Below are 17788 nucleotides of genomic sequence, written 5' to 3' on the forward strand. Positions count from 1 at the left end.
CGATGCCGACGCCGGGGGGACAGCATCATGCAGTTGCGGCAGCTCAGTACGTTCCGCACGGTGGCCGACGCGTTGAACGTGACGCGCGCCGCCGAGCGGTTGAACTACGCGCAGTCGAGCGTGACCGAACAGATCAAGGCACTGGAACAGGATCTGGGTGTGCGCCTGTTCGAGCGGTCCAACCGGGGTCTGCGGCTCACCCCGGCCGGCCGCCGCCTGGTCGACTACGCCGAGAGAATGCTCTCCCTCGCCGAGGAGGCCAGGGCGGCCGTCACAGAAGTCGGCAGTCCCGGAGGGGAGTTGCTGATCGGGGCACCGGAGACACTCTGCGTCTACCGGCTCCCCGCGCTGCTCACCCGCTTCCGTGAGGACTGCCCGAAGGTGCATGTGGTGCTGCGCCCCGGGAACCGCGAGGAGTGCCGCAGCGGAGTGCGTGAAGGAACACTGGACCTCTGTTTCACTTTCGGCGCGCCCCCGGACCACCCGGATCTGGAGAGCATGCCGCTGGTACCGGAACCGGTCGTCGTCGTGGCCCCCAAGGGCCACCCGCTGACACAGCGGGAGTCGGTGACCAACGCCGATCTCGCCGGCGTCGACTTCCTGGTGACGGAGTCCGGTTGCAGCTACCGGCTGATGTTCGAGGAGGCACTCGGATCCGCGCCGGGGCCCCGCCCGCGCGTGGCGGCGGAACTGACCAGCATCGGCGCCCTGCGGACCTGCGTCGCGGCCGGTATGGGCTGTGCGTTGCTGCCCCAGATCGCCGTGGCCGCGGACCTGGCCCGGGGCACCGTCGGCCTGGTCCCGTGGCAGGGGCTCCAGTACGAGGCCCCCATCCACGCGACCTGGCGGCGTGACGGGCAACAGGCCCCGGCGCTGCTGCCCTTCCTCGACACCACCGGGACGTTGCTGGGCCGGCACACCACCACCCGCCGGGACCACGGGTGAGGCACGGGCCGCACGCCCTCGGTCACTCGTCGACCAGAAGCAGGCGGTCCTCGTCCAAGGTGACCAGGCGTCCCCGGTAGCCCGCGGTGAGAGCCGCGAACCAGATCGCGGGCCCGGCACCCACCTGCGCCCGTTGGATCTCCAGCGGTCCGTCCGTGGTCACCTCGACGTAGTCACCGGACCGGCGGACGGTCATGTCCTGGTTCTCGGCGGCCGCCACGAAGGCACCGAACTCGGGGATGCCGAGCACGTACAGGGTCGTCATCGGTTCTGCTCCTCGGTGTGGGCTCGGGACAGCTCGCCCTTGCGGAGCCACATCTCCTCCACGGTCGGCTTGCCGCTGCGGGTGACGTCGGACAGGGCGCGCAGGGTGAGTTCGGCGTCCCGGGCGTCGATGGGCGCGAACGGGCGCAGCGGGCGGGTGATCTCCAGCTGGATCCCGTTGGGGTCGTCGAAGTAGATGGACTCCAGCAGCTCGTGGGCGAGTGGCGGCGTGACCCGCACACCGTGCGCCTTGAGCCGGGCCCGCCAGTCGAGCAGTTCCTGCTCGGTGTCGACGTGCAGCGCCAGGTGCCGGGACCTGTGCATCAGGTCACCGGGCTGCTCCTCCTCGGGAAGCCCGAAATAGTAGAAGAAGGCCAGGTGGTCGCCCTTGCCGAGGGCGAAGAAGAAGTGCACGAAGTCCGGGAAGGTCTCGCTCACCCAGCCGGTGGCGGTGATCGCGTGCACCAGGGGGAGACCCAGCACGTCACGGTAGAAACGCACGGTCTCCTCGGGCTTCCAGGTCACCCAGGCGAGGTGGTCCACGCCCTTCAGGCGGAGCGCCGCCTGCTCCGGCGACAGCACGACCTCGGGAACTCGGTCGGTCATGGATCGACTCCTTGCTCGATGAGCGGATGGCTCGGTCCGTCAGGCGATACGGCCGAGGGCGGGTGCCGTGGTGGGCTGTGCGACGGCGAACAGGTCCAGCAGCTGCTTGCGGTCGACCTTGCCCACCGCCGTCAGCGGCAGGGCCGGCGCGAGCCGCAGTTCGTCCGGGTGCTTGAAGGCCGCGACGCCGCATTCCTCGAAGTACGCCCGGATGTGCGCCAGCGTCGGGTGCGAGCCGGGTTGGGGTACGACGCACACCCCCACGCACTCCCCGAGGACGGGGTGGGGCAGGGCGACGGCGGCCGCGTCCGTGACCCCCGGCGCACGGCGGACGAGACCCTCCACCTCGTCGATGGCGATCTTCTCGCCGCCCCGGTTGACCTGGTCCTTGATCCGCCCCACGACCACCAGGTTGCCGCTGGGGTGGAGGCGCACCAGGTCACCGGAGCGGTACCAGCCGTCCGGGGTGTAGGCGCGGGCGTTGTGCTCCGGTGCGCGGAAGTAGCCGGGCGGTGTGTAGGGGCCGCGCGTGTGCAGCTCCCCGGTCTCGCCCTCCTCGACCGGCCGGCCGTCGGGACCGGCGATCAGGAGTTCGTCCGCCTCGGAGATCGGCCGGCCCTGGGTGGTCCTGACCACGAACGGCGGGTCGGTCAGCCGGGTGTAGTTGAGCAGCCCCTCCGCCATCCCGAACACCTGCTGCAGGGTGCAGCCCAGGGTGGGGGCGAGGCCCTGCGCCAGATCGGCCGGCAGCACCGACCCTCCGACCTGGAGCACGCGCAGGCTCTCCAGGTCCGGTCCTGCGGCATCGGCGGCCTCCAGCCAGGTCCTGGCGACGGCCGGGACCACGGAGGTGACCGTGACCCGTTCCCTGGCCAGCTCCGGGAAGGCGATCTCGGCACGCGGCGACGGGCACATCACGACCCGGCCGCCGACGGACAGGGCGCCGAGCGCTCCCGGACAGCCCAGCGCGAAGTTGTGGGCCACCGGCAGCACCGCGAGGTAGACGGTCTCCGGGGAGAAACCGCAGACCTCGGCACTGCGCCGGACGTTGTACTCGTAGTCGTTGTGGGTCCGCGCGATGATCTTCGGCAGGCCGGTCGTCCCACCGGAGAGCAGGAAGAACGCGACCTCCTCGGGCTCCGGGGCCAACGCGTCGAGCCGGGCACGCCGTTCCGTGGCGCCGGATTCCGGGCTGAGCATCGCCGACAGATCCAGATGCCCGGGATCCGGCTCGCCACCGAGCACCAGCACCGGGCAGTCCCCCGGGCGTTCCGAGGCGATCCGCGCGGCCAGCGACTGGTGGTCGAAGCCCCGCAGCATGTCCGGTACGACGATGGCCGCGGCGTCCGCGAGATCCGCGAGGTAGGCCAGCTCGTGCTCCCGGTGTGCCGGCAGCGCCAGCAGCGGCGCCACCCCGATCCGCTGGCAGGCCAGGAACAGGCCGAGGAACTCCCAGCAGTTGGGCAGCTGGACCAGCAGGTTGTCGCCGTTCCCCAGACCGAGCCCGAGCAGGCGCTCCGCCAACGCGTCGGTCCGCTCGGCGAGTTCGCGATAGCTGAGCCGGATCCCGCCGTCCACCACGGCGGTGCGGTGCCCGTAGCGGTCCGCCCAGTCCCACACCCAGCTGCCCAGCGGTCGCCGTCGCCACAGTCCCGAGGCGATGTACCGGTCGGCGGCCTCACGGGGCCAACCGACCACGCCGGTACGCAACATCTTCTCCCCTCCCTGGTGGTGCCGCCCGGCCGGCAGCTCGTGCGAGCCGGGCGGCACCATGGGTCCCGTAGTCGGGCGGGCCGGTCGTCCGGCCCGCCATGGCCTTGAGACGTGCTCGCAGCGGGTCAGCCGACGAGCGGCTCGACCAGCTCCGGCTCCGCTCCGCGCGGCTCCTCGGTGCCCGCGGTCCGGAGCAGCTCGAACAGGAACTCGCCGATGGCCGCCACCGTGGGGCGGTCCCAGAGCAGCGTGCTCGGCAGCGAGAGCCGGAAGATCTTCTCCAGCCGGCGCCGGATCACCACGGTCATCACCGAGTCCAGGCCCATCTCCATGAGCGGGCGGCGGACGTCGAAGGTGTCCGGGTCGAACTTCAGCTCCCCGGCCACCTGGGAGCGGACCTCGTCCACCAGGTAGCCGCGCAGCTCCTCGGGGGCCAGCGCCGCCCACTCGGTCTCCGCCTGGCCGGGTGTGTCTGCGTCGGGGACGGCCAGCTCGGCCAGCAGCCGAGGGCGCTCCACGCCGGGTTCCGGCGGCAGGATCCGCATGGCCGCCGCGTAGGACAGGTCGTAGCGGGAGGCGAACTCCCAGCTGCGGAAGGCCTCGGCGGCCGAGATGTCCCCGGTGCCGCGGGCGGCCAGCTCGATGTCGATCAGTTCGGAGGAGGTCGACATCCCCAACCCGCGCCAGGAGGTCCAGGCGACGCTCAGCGTGCGGTCGCCGAGGGCCGCGCGATGCCAGGCCAGCGCGTCCAGGAAGGCGTTGGCCGAGCCGTAGCTGGCCTGGCCGGGCAGGCCGAGAAGCTGGCCGCAGGAGGAGAAGAGGACCATGAAGTCGAGGACGCCGGCGGGGAAGAGCTCGTGCAGGGCCAGGGCGCCCGCGGCCTTGGGGCGCAGCACGGCGGCCAACGACGCCTCGTCGACGTCGACGGCCATCCGGTTGTCGAGCACACCGGCCGCGTGCACGACACCGCGGATCGGGGGCAGCCCCAGCGTCTCCGGGTCGAGCGCCGCCGCGAGGGCCTCGCGGTCGGCGACGTCGACGGCGACGGTGCGCACCGTGACGCCCAGGCCCTCCAGCATCTGCACCGCGTCGACCCGCTGACGTGTCGCGGGGTCCTGGACCGAGTGCCACTGCGAACGCGGCGGCAGAGCCGTCCGGCCCGCCAGTACGAGGCGCCGGGCGCCGCGGCCCGCCAGCCAGGTGGCCACCTCCAGACCCAGCACACCGAGACCGCCGGTGACCAGGTAGGTGCCGTCGGCACGGCACTCCAGGGCGGCTCGCTCCGGCTCGCGTTCGACCGCGACCAGCCTCGGCACCTCGCGCAGGGCACCGCGCAGGGAGACGACCTCCTCACCGGGTCGCCGTCCGGCGTCCTCGCGGACCAGGTCGACCAGGGCGGCCAGTTCCTCGTCGGCCGGACGGGCGGAGAGGTCGACCACCCCCGCGAACAGATCGGGGTGCTCACCGGCCAGCACCCGGCCGAGACCCCACAGCACCGAGTCGCCCAGCGCCTCCTGACGCAGGCTCTCCCGGACGCCTCGCGTCACCGCGCGTACGACCGGGCGCTCGCCGGACCGCTGTCGGGCCAGCTGCTGGACCGTTCGGGTCAGCAGCCAGGAGGCGGTGACCGCGGCCGGGGCGGGACCGTGCTCACGGCCGGGAACGACCAGGACCGCGGTCCCGGGGCCGACCGTCCCGAGCTGCTCGGGGTCGGCGGCCGCGCGCCACGGGACACCCGCCCGTGAGAAGCCCTCGCCGATCAGCCGCGCGGCCTCCCGGTCGCCCAGCAGCACCACGTCGGTCAGCGGTCCGCGCTCCCCGGACGGGTCCTGCGCCTGCCAGGACAGCTCACTCACCAGGCGGCGCGGGCTCGCGGTCGCACCCGGGTCGCCGTCGAGGACGCCGTAGCGCAGTCCGCCGAACCGGGCGACGACCTCGCCGTCGGAATCGGCGATCAGCACGTCCACGGTGTCCACCGCCGCCGGACCGTCGGCGCAGCGCACGTGCAGGACGACCTCCGCCGGGCAGTCCCCGAGCACGGCGACCTCGTGCATGTGGGCGGGCATCCGCAGGATCGGGCTGCCGGGGAAGGCCACCGAGGCGATGGAGAGGGCGGCGTCGAGAACGCTCGCCCAGGACGACGGGGCGGAGCCGTCCGGCGTGGCACTGACGACGGCGGCCAGCTCGCCCTCACCCCGCCGCATCTCGCGCACCCGCCAGGGGAAGCCCATGGCGGCCACGCCGATGCCGGCGAGCCGGTCGATCACGTACTCCTCGGGCAGCACCTCCGGGCAGCGCGAGCGGATCCCGGCCGGTTCCAGCCGGCACGTCCCCACCTCGGTGGCCGGGGAGACCACCGCGGTCGTGTGGGTGAGCCAGGCGCCGTCCGAGTCGGCCTCCTCGGCGCCGACGATGCGTGAGGCGATGCGCAGGGCGCCCTCCTGGAGCACCACCTGCACCTCCCGCGGGGTGCTGACGGCCACCGGGACCCGCAGGTTGACCTCGGTGAGGCCGGGGAGGGCGGATCCGTCCGCGGCGGCGGTGAAGAACGTGTTCAGCAGGACCGTCGCCGGGATGATCTCGACGCCCTGGACCGGGTGGTCGCCGGGGTAGGGGCGGCACTTCTCGTCCAGGTAGGTCTGCCAGAGCCGCGACGGGGTGGTGCCGTTGACGGTCACCCCGCGGCCGAGCAGGGTGTGGCTCAGCGGGTCGTGCTGTCCGCCGCCGAGCTGAGCGGCCGGCGCGGAGCCGTACCAGAACGGCCGGTGCTGCCAGGCACGGACCGGCAGGTCGACCAGCGTGCCGCGGGCGGTGGCGGACCAGTCGACCGGGACGCCGTGGCTGAACAGGGCGGCGGCGTTCGCCAGCAGGGTGTCGAGCTCCGGCTTGTTCCGGCGCAGCGTGTGCGCGACGACGATGTCGTCGATGCCGCTCTCGCCCAGGGTCTCCACGATCGAGTGCGCGACCACAGGGTGGGCGGAGACCTCCAGGAAGGCGCGGTGGCCGTCTTCGGCGGCCGCCTGGACGGCACTGCCGAAACGGACCGGGTTGCGCAGGTTGGCGGCCCAGTAGTCGCCGTCGCGCGGGGCGACGCTGCGCGGGTCGGCGAGGGCGGTGCTGTAGACGGGGATCACGGGCTCGTTCAGCCGCAGATCGTCGGCGGCGCGCCGCAGGTCGTCGAGGAGCGGGTCCATGTGGTCGCTGTGGAAGGCGACGTCGGAGGCGACCCGGCGGACGGTCAGGCCCTGCGCCTCCCAGCCGGTGGCGACCGAGGCGACGGTGTCGACGCCGCCGGCGGCCACGGTGGAGCCGGGCGAGGCGGCGATGGCGGCGCTGATGTCCGCCCGGTCGGCCAGGCGCTCGGCGACCTCGTCGAAGGGCAGGTTCACCATGACCATCGCGCCCTTGCCCGCGACCCGGCGCAGCAGGGCCGAGCGCCGGCAGATCAGCCGGGAGCCGTCGAGCAGGCTCAGGACGCCGGCCTCGACAGCGGCGGCGATCTCGCCGACCGAGTGACCGATCACGGCGGACGGCCGCAGGCCCCGCGCATGCCAGACGGCGGAGAGCGCCACCTGCATCGCGAAGATCATCGGCTGGATCCGGTCCACCTCGACGAGATCGCCGTCGATCAGCACCTGGCGGGGCGAGAACCCGATCTCCGCCAGGAAGACCGGCTCGATCTCGTCGAGCACGGCGGCGAACACCGGCTCGCGCTCCAGGAGTTCGCGGCCCATGCCGATCCACTGGGCGCCGTGGCCGGAGAAGACCCAGACCGCGTCGTCGGCCGCGGGAAGGACGGCACCGGTCTCCACCCCGTCCTCGGGGCGCTGCTCCGCCAGCGCGGTGAGCCGTCGCACGGCCTGCTCCGCGTCGGCCACCACGACTCCGGCCCGGGACTGGACGTGGTCGCGGTGCACCGACAGCGTGGCCGCGACGTCGGTCAACGGGGTCCCGGCGCCGGGTCCGGCCAGCCACTCGGCCAGGCGTCCGGCCTGGGCGCGCACGCCCGCCTCGGTGACCGCGGACAGCGGGAGGAGCAGCGTGCCCGAGTTCTCGCCGCCCACCTGCCGACGGGGTGCCGGGGCGGGGGCCTCCTCCAGGACGACGTGGCCGATGGTTCCGCCGTAGCCGTAACCGGAGACACCGGCTCGCCGGGGGTGGTCGGTGACCGGCCAGGGGGTGGGTTCGGTGACCACCTTCAGCCCCGCCTCGTCCCACGGGATGGCCGGGTTGGGGGTGGTGAAGTAGTCGGCCTGCGGCGGTATCTGACCGTGGTGCAGCGCGAGTACGGCCTTGATCAGCCCGGCCACGCCCGCACCGGCCTCCAGGTGCCCGATGTTGGGCTTCGCGGAGCCCACCAGGCAGGGCCGGTCGGCCGGACGCGGGCCGAAGACCTGGGCCATGGCCCCGACCTCGATCGGGTCTCCGGCCCGGGTGCCGGTGCCGTGCGCCTCGACGTAGTCGACGGTGGCGGGGTCGATGCCGCAGGACCGGTACGCCTGGCGCAGCAGATGCGCCTGGGCCTCCTCGCTGGGCGCCATGATGCCGTTGGTACGGCCGTCCTGGTTGACCGCGCTGCCGCGGATGACCGCGAGGACCCGGTCGCCGTCGCGCTGCGCGTCGGACAGACGCTTGAGTACGACGACGCCGGCGCCCTCACCGCGGCCGTAGCCGTCGGCGGAGGCGTCGAAGGACTTGCTGCGCCCGTCCGGCGAGACCGCACCGGCCGCGTCCAGGACCATGGTCAGCCCGGGGCCGGCCATGATGTTCACGCCGCCCGCCAGCGCCACCGGGCATTCGCCGGAGCGCAGCGCCTGGCACGCGAGGTGGAGGGCGACCAGCGAGGCGGAGCAGGCGGTGTCCACGGCCAGGCTCGATCCGCGCAGGTCGAGGGTGTAGGAGACACGGTTGGCGACCGCGCAGAAGGCCGCGCCGATCCCCGTCCATGCCTCGATCCGCGGCAGGTCCTCCAGCATCCGGCGCCCGTAGTCGTCGGAACCGACGCCGATGAAGACGCCCGTGTCACCGCCCGCCAGCGAGCGCGGCCGTATCCCGGCGTGTTCGAGCGCCTCCCAGGCGACCTCCAGCACGATGCGCTGCTGAGGGTCCATCAGTTCTGCCTCACGGGGCAGGATGCCGAAGAAGTCGGCGTCGAAGCCCGCGATGTCGTCCAGGAAGCCGCCGCCGCGGGTCACCTCGCGCAGGGCCGCGGCGCTCTGGGGGCCGGCCTCCTCGTAGGACTCCCAGCGCTCCTGAGGGACTTCCCCGATGCCGTCGCGGCGCTCCATCAGGAGTCGCCAGTAGTCCTCGGGTGAGCCGACGCCGCCGGCGAACCGGCAGCCCATGCCGACGACGGCGACGGGCTCCGGCGTTCTTCGGACGAAGGGCGTCGACTCGGCCTCGTCCGAAGGGCGTTCCGCCTCGTCGGGTTCGTAGGAAGCAGTCATCTCAGCAATCTCCACTCGATAGGGCATGGCGACGGTGGTGAGCGGTGGGGGGTGAGGAAGGAGCGGGTGCGTCAGCGGGTCGAGGGCGTCAGCGGGAAGGACGCGACGGCGTCCACGCGCCCCGCGACCAGCGCGGTGTGCAGACGAGCGGGCCAGTTGTCGGCCGTGTGCCCCGGGGCGTCGAGGGCCCAGCCTCCGACGGCATCGATGATCAAGGGCAGTCCGGACTCGGTTCGCAGCCGGTCGGCCAGTTCCAGGACCACCGTCCAGAGGTCTTCTCCGACCCCGGCGGCCGACTCCGTCGAGGTGCCGGGGTCCGGCAGGCGCAGATGGATGCCGACCGCGCCCGCCGCCGCGGCTGCCGACGCGCAGGCCGACAACCGGTCGGCGTACTGCCGGCTCGGACGGCCGGCGGGACACGCGAGGCCGATGAGAACCTGTCGGCCGGCCTCCCGCGGGGGCAGCGCTGCGACGGCGCGGGCGAAGGTGCCCGGCGTCGGATCGCCGAGGAGCAGGACCAGTACCGGCATCTCCCGGAGCCGCTCCGGTGGCTGTGCCCGGACACCCTCGGCGTCCACCACCGCCCCGATCAGCGCGCCGGCGAGCCCCGCCTCGTGGACGGCCGTGCGCCATTCCTCCGCGGCGGCCGACCCGACCCAGGTGACGTGCTGCCGGGCGGTGCCGCTCCAGTCGGCGAGAACGAGGCTGCTCCCCGTCAGCGCCTGAGCCACACAGAGGTCCGACTGGCCGGGCGACGGAGGAACCACGCTGAGCAACCGGTTGTGGAGAATCGTTTCGCCAAGCCGCAGCGGGAACGCCAGCGCATGAGGCGTGCCGCCCTCGGACGCCGACGTGTCGAGCCCGGCCGACGCGACACCGAGCGACCCGGCCTCGCCGGCGAAGGCCGACTCCGCCTCGGCGATGCGCTCCGGATGCCGGCGCCGCAGTCCCGCCAGGCTGATCGCCGGTGTACGGGTCAAAAAGTGGAAACCGAACCTCTCGGGGTCCCGGTCGACCCGCTGGGAGAAGGTCTCCCACCACCGCATGCTGGGAGCCGCCAGGCTCTGGGTGCGGGCCACCGCCGGCCGACGGGCCTCCTCGTACGACTTGAACGCCGGGGCCAGATCGGCGGGTGCGACCGTTCGCGGGCTGCCGGAGCCGCTCCACTCCCCGAGGGCATCGGCCAGACCGATCGCGTCCTCCATCGCGAGCTTCGTTCCCGAGCCGACGGAGAAGTGAGCGGTGTGCGCGGCGTCACCGAGGAGCACCAGGTTGTCGTGCCACCAGACCCGGTTGTGGACCACTCGGAAATTGGCCCAGCGACTGTTGTTCACCAACAGCGGGTGTCCCTTGAGATGGTCGGCGAACACCTCCTCCATCAATTGCTGGGAATACTCGTCACTTCCGCCTGCGGAATTCGCCCGTTCCGTGGAGACATCCATTCCGGCAGCACGCCATGACTGCTCATCAGTTTCCACGATGAAGGTGCTGAGACCGTCGGCGAACGGGTAGGTGTGCGCGGCGAAGACTCCGAATGCGGTCTTGACGAACGGGAAAGTCACTCGCTGCATCGGCGCAGTGGTGCCATACCAGACGAACTTGGCGGAGCCCTCCTCCACCGTTGTTCCGAATACCGCCTCGCGTGCGCTCCTGGTGACCGAACCGACCCCGTCGGCGGCCACGACGAGCTGGTGCTCGGCACACAGGTCCGCCGCGTCGGCCTCGGTGCGGTGGTCGAGCCGTGCCCCGCTGGCCAGGGCCTGCTCCTGGAGGATGTCCAGCAGAGCACGCCGGGCGATGGCGGTGAAGCCGTACCCGCCGTACCGGAGCTCCCGCCCGCCGACGCGCACCTCCATGTCGCGCCAGGAACGGCTGGCCGCGACGATGCGGTCGTGCGTCTCGGGGTCCGCCGCACGCAGAGCCGACATGGTCCGGTCGGAAAAGACGATCCCGAATCCGAACGTCGCCCCCACGGGATTGCGCTCACGCACATGAACCCGGGCCGCTATTCCCCGCATCAGCAGGAGCCGGGCCAGAAAAAGTCCGCCTGGCCCTCCACCGATCACGCCGACATCAACCATTATCCCCACCCCAGGACACTGGACGAACGGTCACTCGATTTGTCGCTGGATTGAGTGTTACGCAGCCGGATCAAGCCCCACTCAAGCAGGGATCAAGCCGTCTTGCGATTTGCGTTCCTTTTGCAATACAGGGATATATCGATGGGGTGAGTTCATGGCAGGAGGACGACACCCCGGGCGCACGAGAGGGAGCGGGGCAGACCATCCCATGACCCGATCATGACGTTCACCCGCCCTACGGCCAGTCGACCAACACCGCGAACACGAGGTACACACACGGCACCATCGCCGGCGCGGCGAGCGCGAGCGCCACCCGGCGGGCCGCGTTGCGGCGCTCCCACGGCAGCGCCCAGCCGGCCGCCAGCAGGAACAGGGTGAGACCCAGGCCCCCGAGCAGCACCGGGAAGGCGAGGTCGAAGCTCGACGCGAAACGGTCGGCCTCGGGGCCCGCGCAGGAGTCGCACGCCATCACGGAGAGCCCGCCGAAGACGTAGGCGGCCAGGCACGCGGGCAGGGTGAGGAGCGTCGAGACCAGCGGGGCGACCCAGGCGCCGGTCGCGCGGTCGTCGTCGAGTATGAGGTCCGGCATGGGTCCATCACACCGCCCGGGCGACGCGGTCGCATGAGCGTTCGTACTCAGGTTCCCCGAGCTGTCGTACGGGGGGTCAGACCCTCGCGTTCCGCAACCGCGCGAACGACGTGTCCAGCCCCTGCTTCAGCAGCCGCGCCACCGGACGCTCCACGAACCGGTGCACCAGCCAGCTCAGCACCATGAACCCGGCGATGACGCACACGATCAGCAGCCGGGCGTCCATCGTGTCGCGCAGGCGGTTGATGACCGCCGTACCGGCCGCGTAGTGCATCAGGTACAGCGGATAGGTGAGCGCGCCCGCCGTCACCAGCCACTTCCAGCGGATGCGGTCCGTGGCGCCGAGGGCGATGGCGACCATGGCGAGCAGGAAGACCGTGAAGATCAGAACGCTCCCCCGCCACCCCGACACATGCTCGACCTCGTCGATGCGGATGCCCAGCTCGCGCTGGCCCATCAGCCAGGCCATCGCGAGGATGCCCCAGAGCAGCAGGTCCTGGCCGAAGCGGTGCATGAGATAGAGGGAGAGGCCCGCGATGAAGTACCAGGCGCCCTCGGGGTTCGCGACCAGTTCCAGGAGAGGCAGCTTGGAGATCGGGGCGAGCATGGCCGCGGCGCCCCACACACAGCAGAAGACGACGACCTTGCGGTAGGTCAGACCGGTCCACACCACGACCAGGAACAGCAGATAGAAACGGAGCTCCGACCAGAGGGTCCAGTAGACGCCGTCGACGTTCATGACGCCCGAACCGGACTGGAGCATCGTGATGTTGAGGAGTACGTCCCGCGTGCGCAGGCGGTCCCAGACGCCGGGCAGCAGCATCAGGACGGTGCTGGTGAAGGCGATGGCGAACCAGTAGGCCGGGTACAGCCGGATCACCCGCGACGTGAAGAACTGCCTGGGGGTACGGCCCCAGCACGACATGCAGATCACGAAGCCGCTGATCACGAAGAAGATCTCGACGCCGATCCAGCCGTAGGACGAGAACCGGAAGACCGTCGGCATGATGTCGGAGACCGGCCGGTCCCAGATGCGGTTGCCTGGCTGGTCGACGCGGCGGGTGCCGGCGTAGTGGTGCATGGCGACCATGAGCGCGGCGAGGAGCCGGATGCCGTCGATGGCGTAGAGCCGACGGCCCGCGCGGCCCGGTACCGCGGCGCGGGCGGGCTGTCCCGGCGCGGCAGGCACCGCGAGGGGCGGAAGCGGCCGGCCACCGACGACCCTTCGCGGTACCGACGTTCTGCTCTCCGCGTCCTGCATCGACACCTGCGTGTCCGTCCGTCCTCGCGAGGGGGTCCCAGGCCGGGAGTGGCCACCGGACGCCTCAGGCTACGACCCTCACAACCACCCCACAGCGACCAGACAAGAACATTCCTCGCACCGGCGCCGGGGAGTTGCCGCAACCCTCGCCGAGCCGTCCCCAGGAGTTCTCGGAGACTTCACCTACTGGCGGGGGGCAACCCGAAGGGGCCCGTACGACCGAAGTCGTACGGGCCCCTCAGGAACTACGGACCTACCGGGTCAAGATCAGGCGTTGATCTTGGTGACCTGGCCGGCGCCCACCGTGCGGCCACCCTCGCGGATGGCGAACTTCAGGCCCTCTTCCATGGCGATGGGCTGGATGAGCTCGACGCTCATCTCAGTGTTGTCGCCCGGCATGACCATCTCGGTGCCCTCGGGGAGGGTCACGACGCCGGTCACGTCCGTCGTACGGAAGTAGAACTGGGGACGGTAGTTGTTGAAGAACGGCGTGTGACGGCCGCCCTCGTCCTTGGACAGGATGTACGCCTGCGCCTCGAACTGGGTGTGCGGGGTGACCGAGCCCGGCTTGATGATGACCTGGCCGCGCTCGACGTCCTCGCGCTTGATGCCACGGAGGAGCAGACCGACGTTCTCACCGGCCTGGCCCTCGTCGAGCAGCTTGCGGAACATCTCGATACCGGTGACCGTGGTGGTGGTCTTCTCGGTCTTGATGCCGATGATGTCGACGGTCTCGTTGACCTTGAGGACACCACGCTCGATACGACCGGTGACGACGGTGCCACGACCGGTGATCGTGAAGACGTCCTCGATCGGCATCAGGAACGGCTTGTCGACGTCACGCTCGGGCTGCGGGATCGCCTCGTCGACGGCGGCCATCAGGTCGAGGACCGTCTGGCCCCATTCCTTGTCGCCCTCGAGCGCCTTGAGCGCCGAGACCTTGACGACCGGCAGGTCGTCGCCCGGGAACTCGTACTCGGAGAGGAGCTCACGAACCTCGAGCTCGACGAGCTCCAGGATCTCCTCGTCGTCCACCATGTCGGCCTTGTTCAGGGCGACGACGATGTAGGGGACGCCGACCTGGCGGGCCAGGAGCACGTGCTCCTTGGTCTGCGGCATCGGGCCGTCGGTGGCGGCGACCACGAGGATGGCGCCGTCCATCTGCGCCGCACCCGTGATCATGTTCTTGATGTAGTCCGCGTGACCGGGGCAGTCGACGTGGGCGTAGTGACGCGTCTCGGTCTGGTACTCGACGTGCGCGATCGAGATGGTGATACCGCGCTGGCGCTCTTCGGGAGCCTTGTCGATCTGGTCGAAGGCCGAGGCCTCGTTCAGGTCCGGGTACGCGTCGTGCAGCACCTTGGTAATGGCGGCCGTAAGGGTCGTCTTACCGTGGTCGATGTGACCAATGGTGCCGATGTTGACGTGGGGCTTAGTCCGCTCGAACTTCGCCTTCGCCACGGGGTCCTCCTGTGGAGTGGTTCTGGAACGCCTTGCTTCATCGGCGCCAGGTGATCTTTGCTGGAAAGCCTCGGCCCGGGGGCACTCTCCCACAAATGCGGGTGAATGCCCCTCCGGGCTCCGGAGTCAAGCCTAAAGCGTGCGAACGCGGCGCGTTACTCGCCCTTGGCCTTCGCGATGATCTCCTCGGCGACGTTCCGCGGAACCTCGGCGTAGGAGTCGAACTGCATCGAGTAGCTTGCGCGACCCGACGTCTTGCTGCGGAGGTCTCCGACGTAGCCGAACATCTCCGAGAGGGGCACGAGGCCCCTCACGACGCGGGCACCGGCCCGCTCCTCCATGGCCTGAATCTGACCACGGCGGGAGTTGATGTCGCCGATGACCTCACCCATGTAGTCCTCGGGCGTGGTGACCTCGACGGCCATCATCGGCTCAAGGAGCACAGGGCTGGCCTTGCGCGCGGCCTCCTTGAAGGCCTGCGAACCGGCGATCTTGAAGGCGAGCTCCGAGGAGTCGACCTCGTGGTAGCCACCGTCGAGAAGCGTGACGCGGACGCCCGTCATCTCGTAGCCCGCGAGGATGCCGAACTGCATGGCCTCCTGCGCACCGGCGTCCACCGACGGGATGTACTCCCGCGGGATACGGCCACCGGTGACCTTGTTCACGAACTCGTACGCCGGACCGTCGGTCTCGGTGATGGGCTCGATCGCGATCTGCACCTTGGCGAACTGGCCGGTGCCACCGGTCTGCTTCTTGTGGGTGTAGTCCACGCGCTCGACGGCCTTGCGGATCGTCTCACGGTACGCGACCTGCGGCTTACCGACGTTGGCCTCGACCCTGAACTCGCGCTTCATACGGTCGACCAGCACCTCGAGGTGCAGCTCGCCCATACCGCCGAGGATGGTCTGGCCGGTCTCCTCGTCCGAGTGAACGTGGAAGGAGGGGTCCTCCTCCGCGAGACGCTGGATGGCGACACCCAGCTTCTCCTGGTCACCCTTGGACTTGGGCTCGATGGCGACCTGGATGACCGGCGCCGGGAAGTCCATGGACTCCAGGATCACCGGGCTCTTCTCGTCACACAGCGTCTCACCGGTCGTGGTCTGCTTCAGACCCATCACGGCGACGATGTCGCCGGCGCCCACCGCCTCGATCTCCTCACGCTTGTTCGCGTGCATGCGGTAGATCTTGCCGATGCGCTCCTTCTTGCCCTTGACGGAGTTCAGCACCGCGGTGCCGGTCTCCAGGCGGCCCGAGTAAACCCGGACGAAGGTGAGCTTGCCCAGGTGCGGGTCGCTCATGATCTTGAAGGCGAGCGCGGACAGCGGCTCGTCGACGGACGGCTTGCGCTTGACGACGACCTCGTGGTCCTTGACGTCGTGGCCTTCGATGGCCTCGACGTCGAGCGGGGTCGGCAGGTAGCGCACGACCGCGTCGAGCAGGGGCTGGACGCCCTTGTTCTTGAACGCGGTACCGCAGAACACCGGGGTGACGGTGATGCCGTCGGACTTGCCGGACGCGATGGTGACACGACGGATCGCGGCGTACAGCTGCTCCTCGGTGGGCTCCTGGCCCTCCAGGAACAGCTCCATGATCTCGTCGTCGTGCTCCGCGACGGTCTCGACCAGCTTGCCGCGGTACTCCTCGGCAGCCTCGGCGTGCGTGGCCGGGATGTCGACGACGTCGTACATCTCGCCCTTCGCAGCCTCGGCGGACCACACGAGCGCCTTCATGCGGACCAGGTCCACAACGCCCTTGAAGTCCATCTCGGCGCCGATCGGCAGCTGCATGATGATCGGAACGGCACCGAGCCGGTCCTTGATCATGTCCACACAGCGGTGGAACTCAGCGCCGGTGCGGTCGAGCTTGTTGACGAAGCAGATGCGCGGCACGCCGTAACGGTCGGCCTGACGCCACACCGTCTCGGACTGCGGCTCCACACCGGCGACACCGTCGAACACCGTGACGGCACCGTCGAGGACGCGGAGCGAACGCTCCACCTCGACCGTGAAGTCGACGTGCCCGGGGGTGTCGATGATGTTGATGGTGTAGTCGTCGTCCTCGAGCGGCCAGTGACAGGTGGTGGCAGCAGAGGTGATCGTGATGCCACGCTCCTGCTCCTGCTCCATCCAGTCCATGGTGGCAGCGCCGTCGTGGACCTCACCGATCTTGTAGCTGACGCCGGTGTAGAAGAGGATCCGCTCGGTGGTGGTCGTCTTGCCCGCGTCGATGTGGGCCATGATCCCGATGTTGCGGACCTTGGCCAGGTCAAGTGAAGTGGTAGCCATAAGGCTTCGGTCTTCTCTCGGTCTCGATGGGGTCTGCGACTACCAGCGGTAGTGCGCGAAGGCCTTGTTGGACTCGGCCATCTTGTGGGTGTCCTCGCGCTTCTTGACGGCCGCACCGAGGCCGTTCGAAGCGTCGAGAAGCTCGTTGAGCAGACGCTCGGTCATGGTCTTCTCGCGACGGGCGCGGGAGTAACCGACCAGCCAGCGCAGGGCGAGCGTGTTCGCACGGCCCGGCTTGACCTCGATCGGGACCTGGTAGGTCGCGCCACCGACACGGCGGGACTTGACCTCGAGGGTCGGCTTGATGTTCTCCAGCGCGCGCTTCAGCGTGATGACCGGGTCGCCACTGGTCTTCTCGCGCAGGCCCTCCATGGCGCCGTACACGATGCGCTCGGCGGTGGAGCGCTTGCCGTTCAGCAGCACCTTGTTGATCAGGGAGGTGACAAGAGGAGAACCGTAGACCGGGTCGATGATGACCGGGCGCTTCGGGGCGGGGCCCTTACGAGGCATTTTCTACTTCTCCTTCTTGGCGCCGTAGCGGCTGCGGGCCTGCTTGCGGTTCTTGACACCCTGGGTGTCAAGCGAACCGCGGATGATCTTGTAGCGAACACCGGGCAGGTCCTTCACACGACCGCCACGCACGAGCACGATGGAGTGCTCCTGCAGGTTGTGTCCCTCACCCGGAATGTAAGCAGTGACCTCGATCCCGCTGGTCAGACGCACACGCGCGACCTTACGCAGGGCCGAGTTCGGCTTCTTCGGGGTGGTCGTGAACACACGCGTGCAGACGCCACGACGCTGAGGGGAACCCTCGAGTGCGGGCGTCTTGTTCTTCTCGACCTTGTCCTGCCGGCCCTTCCGGACCAGCTGCTGGATCGTAGGCACTACTTCTCCGGTTTCTGTGTGCCGATGGTGAAGCTAACCTGGAACGTCACCGACCCACGCGGTCGGGTGTGTCGAACCCGGCGAACTTCCGCCGCAAGGCGGAAGGGGCACGGATCACGGTGGCCGCTTACAGCTCGACATGCGGTTGAAGGCACGCACAAGAGCCAGGGCACACCCCAGGCACAAGGTCTGAGCGTACCTAGCTCATTCGCTGCGGTCAAAACAAATGGACGGCGGCAACATCTCCGGAC

General features: G+C 70.1%; 12 protein-coding genes. 1 reads left to right on the forward strand and 11 read right to left on the reverse strand.

The window, feature by feature from the left end; translation table 11 throughout:
* Window positions 1-27 precede the first annotated feature (27 nt).
* The gene (locus tag ACZ48Z_RS04265) at window positions 28-945 is read left to right on the forward strand and encodes a LysR family transcriptional regulator (protein ID WP_468734235.1); all 918 of its coding nucleotides are present in this window, start codon (window positions 28-30) and stop codon (window positions 943-945) included.
* A 22-nt stretch (window positions 946-967) separates the two neighbouring features.
* Here ACZ48Z_RS04265 and ACZ48Z_RS04270 read toward each other — a convergent pair whose 3' ends face one another.
* The 11 genes from ACZ48Z_RS04270 to rpsL all read right to left on the reverse strand — a co-directional run bounded on the left by ACZ48Z_RS04270 (window position 968) and on the right by rpsL (window position 17537).
* A complete protein-coding gene (locus ACZ48Z_RS04270; protein WP_468734236.1) occupies window positions 968-1210 on the reverse strand; it encodes a hypothetical protein in 243 nt (80 codons plus the stop codon).
* On the reverse strand, window positions 1207-1815 hold the full coding sequence (locus ACZ48Z_RS04275; RefSeq protein WP_468734237.1) for a VOC family protein: 609 nt from the start codon (window positions 1813-1815) through the stop codon (window positions 1207-1209). Before ACZ48Z_RS04275 ends, ACZ48Z_RS04270 begins: the two co-directional genes overlap by 4 nt.
* A 39-nt stretch (window positions 1816-1854) precedes the next feature.
* Entirely contained in the window at window positions 1855-3528 is a 1674-nt protein-coding gene (locus ACZ48Z_RS04280; RefSeq protein ID WP_468734238.1) for a (2,3-dihydroxybenzoyl)adenylate synthase, read from the reverse strand.
* 125 nt (window positions 3529-3653) lie between these two features.
* Complete coding sequence (locus ACZ48Z_RS04285; RefSeq protein WP_468734239.1) at window positions 3654-8975, reverse strand: type I polyketide synthase; 5322 nt, start codon at window positions 8973-8975, stop codon at window positions 3654-3656.
* Window positions 8976-9046: 71 nt separating this feature from the next.
* Window positions 9047-11056, reverse strand: coding sequence for an FAD-dependent monooxygenase (locus ACZ48Z_RS04290; RefSeq protein WP_468734240.1), 2010 nt, complete (start codon window positions 11054-11056; stop codon window positions 9047-9049).
* Window positions 11057-11291: 235 nt separating this feature from the next.
* A complete protein-coding gene (locus tag ACZ48Z_RS04295) occupies window positions 11292-11645 on the reverse strand; it encodes a hypothetical protein (protein WP_468734241.1) in 354 nt (117 codons plus the stop codon).
* Between the two features lie 76 nt (window positions 11646-11721).
* Window positions 11722-12906 (reverse strand): acyltransferase family protein, encoded by a 1185-nt coding sequence (locus tag ACZ48Z_RS04300; protein ID WP_468734467.1) that lies wholly within the window; start codon window positions 12904-12906, stop codon window positions 11722-11724.
* A gap of 267 nt (window positions 12907-13173) precedes the next feature.
* Window positions 13174-14367, reverse strand: a complete 1194-nt coding sequence (gene tuf, locus ACZ48Z_RS04305) for an elongation factor Tu (protein ID WP_468734242.1) — start codon at window positions 14365-14367, stop codon at window positions 13174-13176.
* Window positions 14368-14522: 155 nt separating this feature from the next.
* Complete coding sequence (gene fusA, locus ACZ48Z_RS04310; protein WP_468734243.1) at window positions 14523-16652, reverse strand: elongation factor G; 2130 nt, start codon at window positions 16650-16652, stop codon at window positions 14523-14525.
* Between the two features lie 39 nt (window positions 16653-16691).
* Window positions 16692-17162: a 30S ribosomal protein S7 gene (gene rpsG, locus ACZ48Z_RS04315; RefSeq protein ID WP_468734244.1), complete on the reverse strand. Its 471-nt coding sequence runs from the start codon at window positions 17160-17162 to the stop codon at window positions 16692-16694.
* A gap of 3 nt (window positions 17163-17165) precedes the next feature.
* The gene (rpsL, locus tag ACZ48Z_RS04320) at window positions 17166-17537 is read right to left on the reverse strand and encodes a 30S ribosomal protein S12 (RefSeq protein WP_003948652.1); all 372 of its coding nucleotides are present in this window, start codon (window positions 17535-17537) and stop codon (window positions 17166-17168) included.
* Window positions 17538-17788 lie beyond the last annotated feature (251 nt).

The organism is Streptomyces sp. NPDC031225 (assembly GCF_055570355.1).

Coding starts and splice junctions, on each gene's coding strand:
- ACZ48Z_RS04265 (WP_468734235.1), top strand. CDS start 28: ATGCAGTTGCGGCAGCTCAGTACGTTCCGCACGGTGGCCGACGCGTTG.
- ACZ48Z_RS04270 (WP_468734236.1), bottom strand. CDS start 1,210: ATGACGACCCTGTACGTGCTCGGCATCCCCGAGTTCGGTGCCTTCGTG.
- ACZ48Z_RS04275 (WP_468734237.1), bottom strand. CDS start 1,815: ATGACCGACCGAGTTCCCGAGGTCGTGCTGTCGCCGGAGCAGGCGGCG.
- ACZ48Z_RS04280 (WP_468734238.1), bottom strand. CDS start 3,528: ATGTTGCGTACCGGCGTGGTCGGTTGGCCCCGTGAGGCCGCCGACCGG.
- ACZ48Z_RS04285 (WP_468734239.1), bottom strand. CDS start 8,975: ATGACTGCTTCCTACGAACCCGACGAGGCGGAACGCCCTTCGGACGAG.
- ACZ48Z_RS04290 (WP_468734240.1), bottom strand. CDS start 11,056: ATGGTTGATGTCGGCGTGATCGGTGGAGGGCCAGGCGGACTTTTTCTG.
- ACZ48Z_RS04295 (WP_468734241.1), bottom strand. CDS start 11,645: ATGCCGGACCTCATACTCGACGACGACCGCGCGACCGGCGCCTGGGTC.
- ACZ48Z_RS04300 (WP_468734467.1), bottom strand. CDS start 12,906: ATGCAGGACGCGGAGAGCAGAACGTCGGTACCGCGAAGGGTCGTCGGT.
- fusA (WP_468734243.1), bottom strand. CDS start 16,652: ATGGCTACCACTTCACTTGACCTGGCCAAGGTCCGCAACATCGGGATC.
- rpsG (WP_468734244.1), bottom strand. CDS start 17,162: ATGCCTCGTAAGGGCCCCGCCCCGAAGCGCCCGGTCATCATCGACCCG.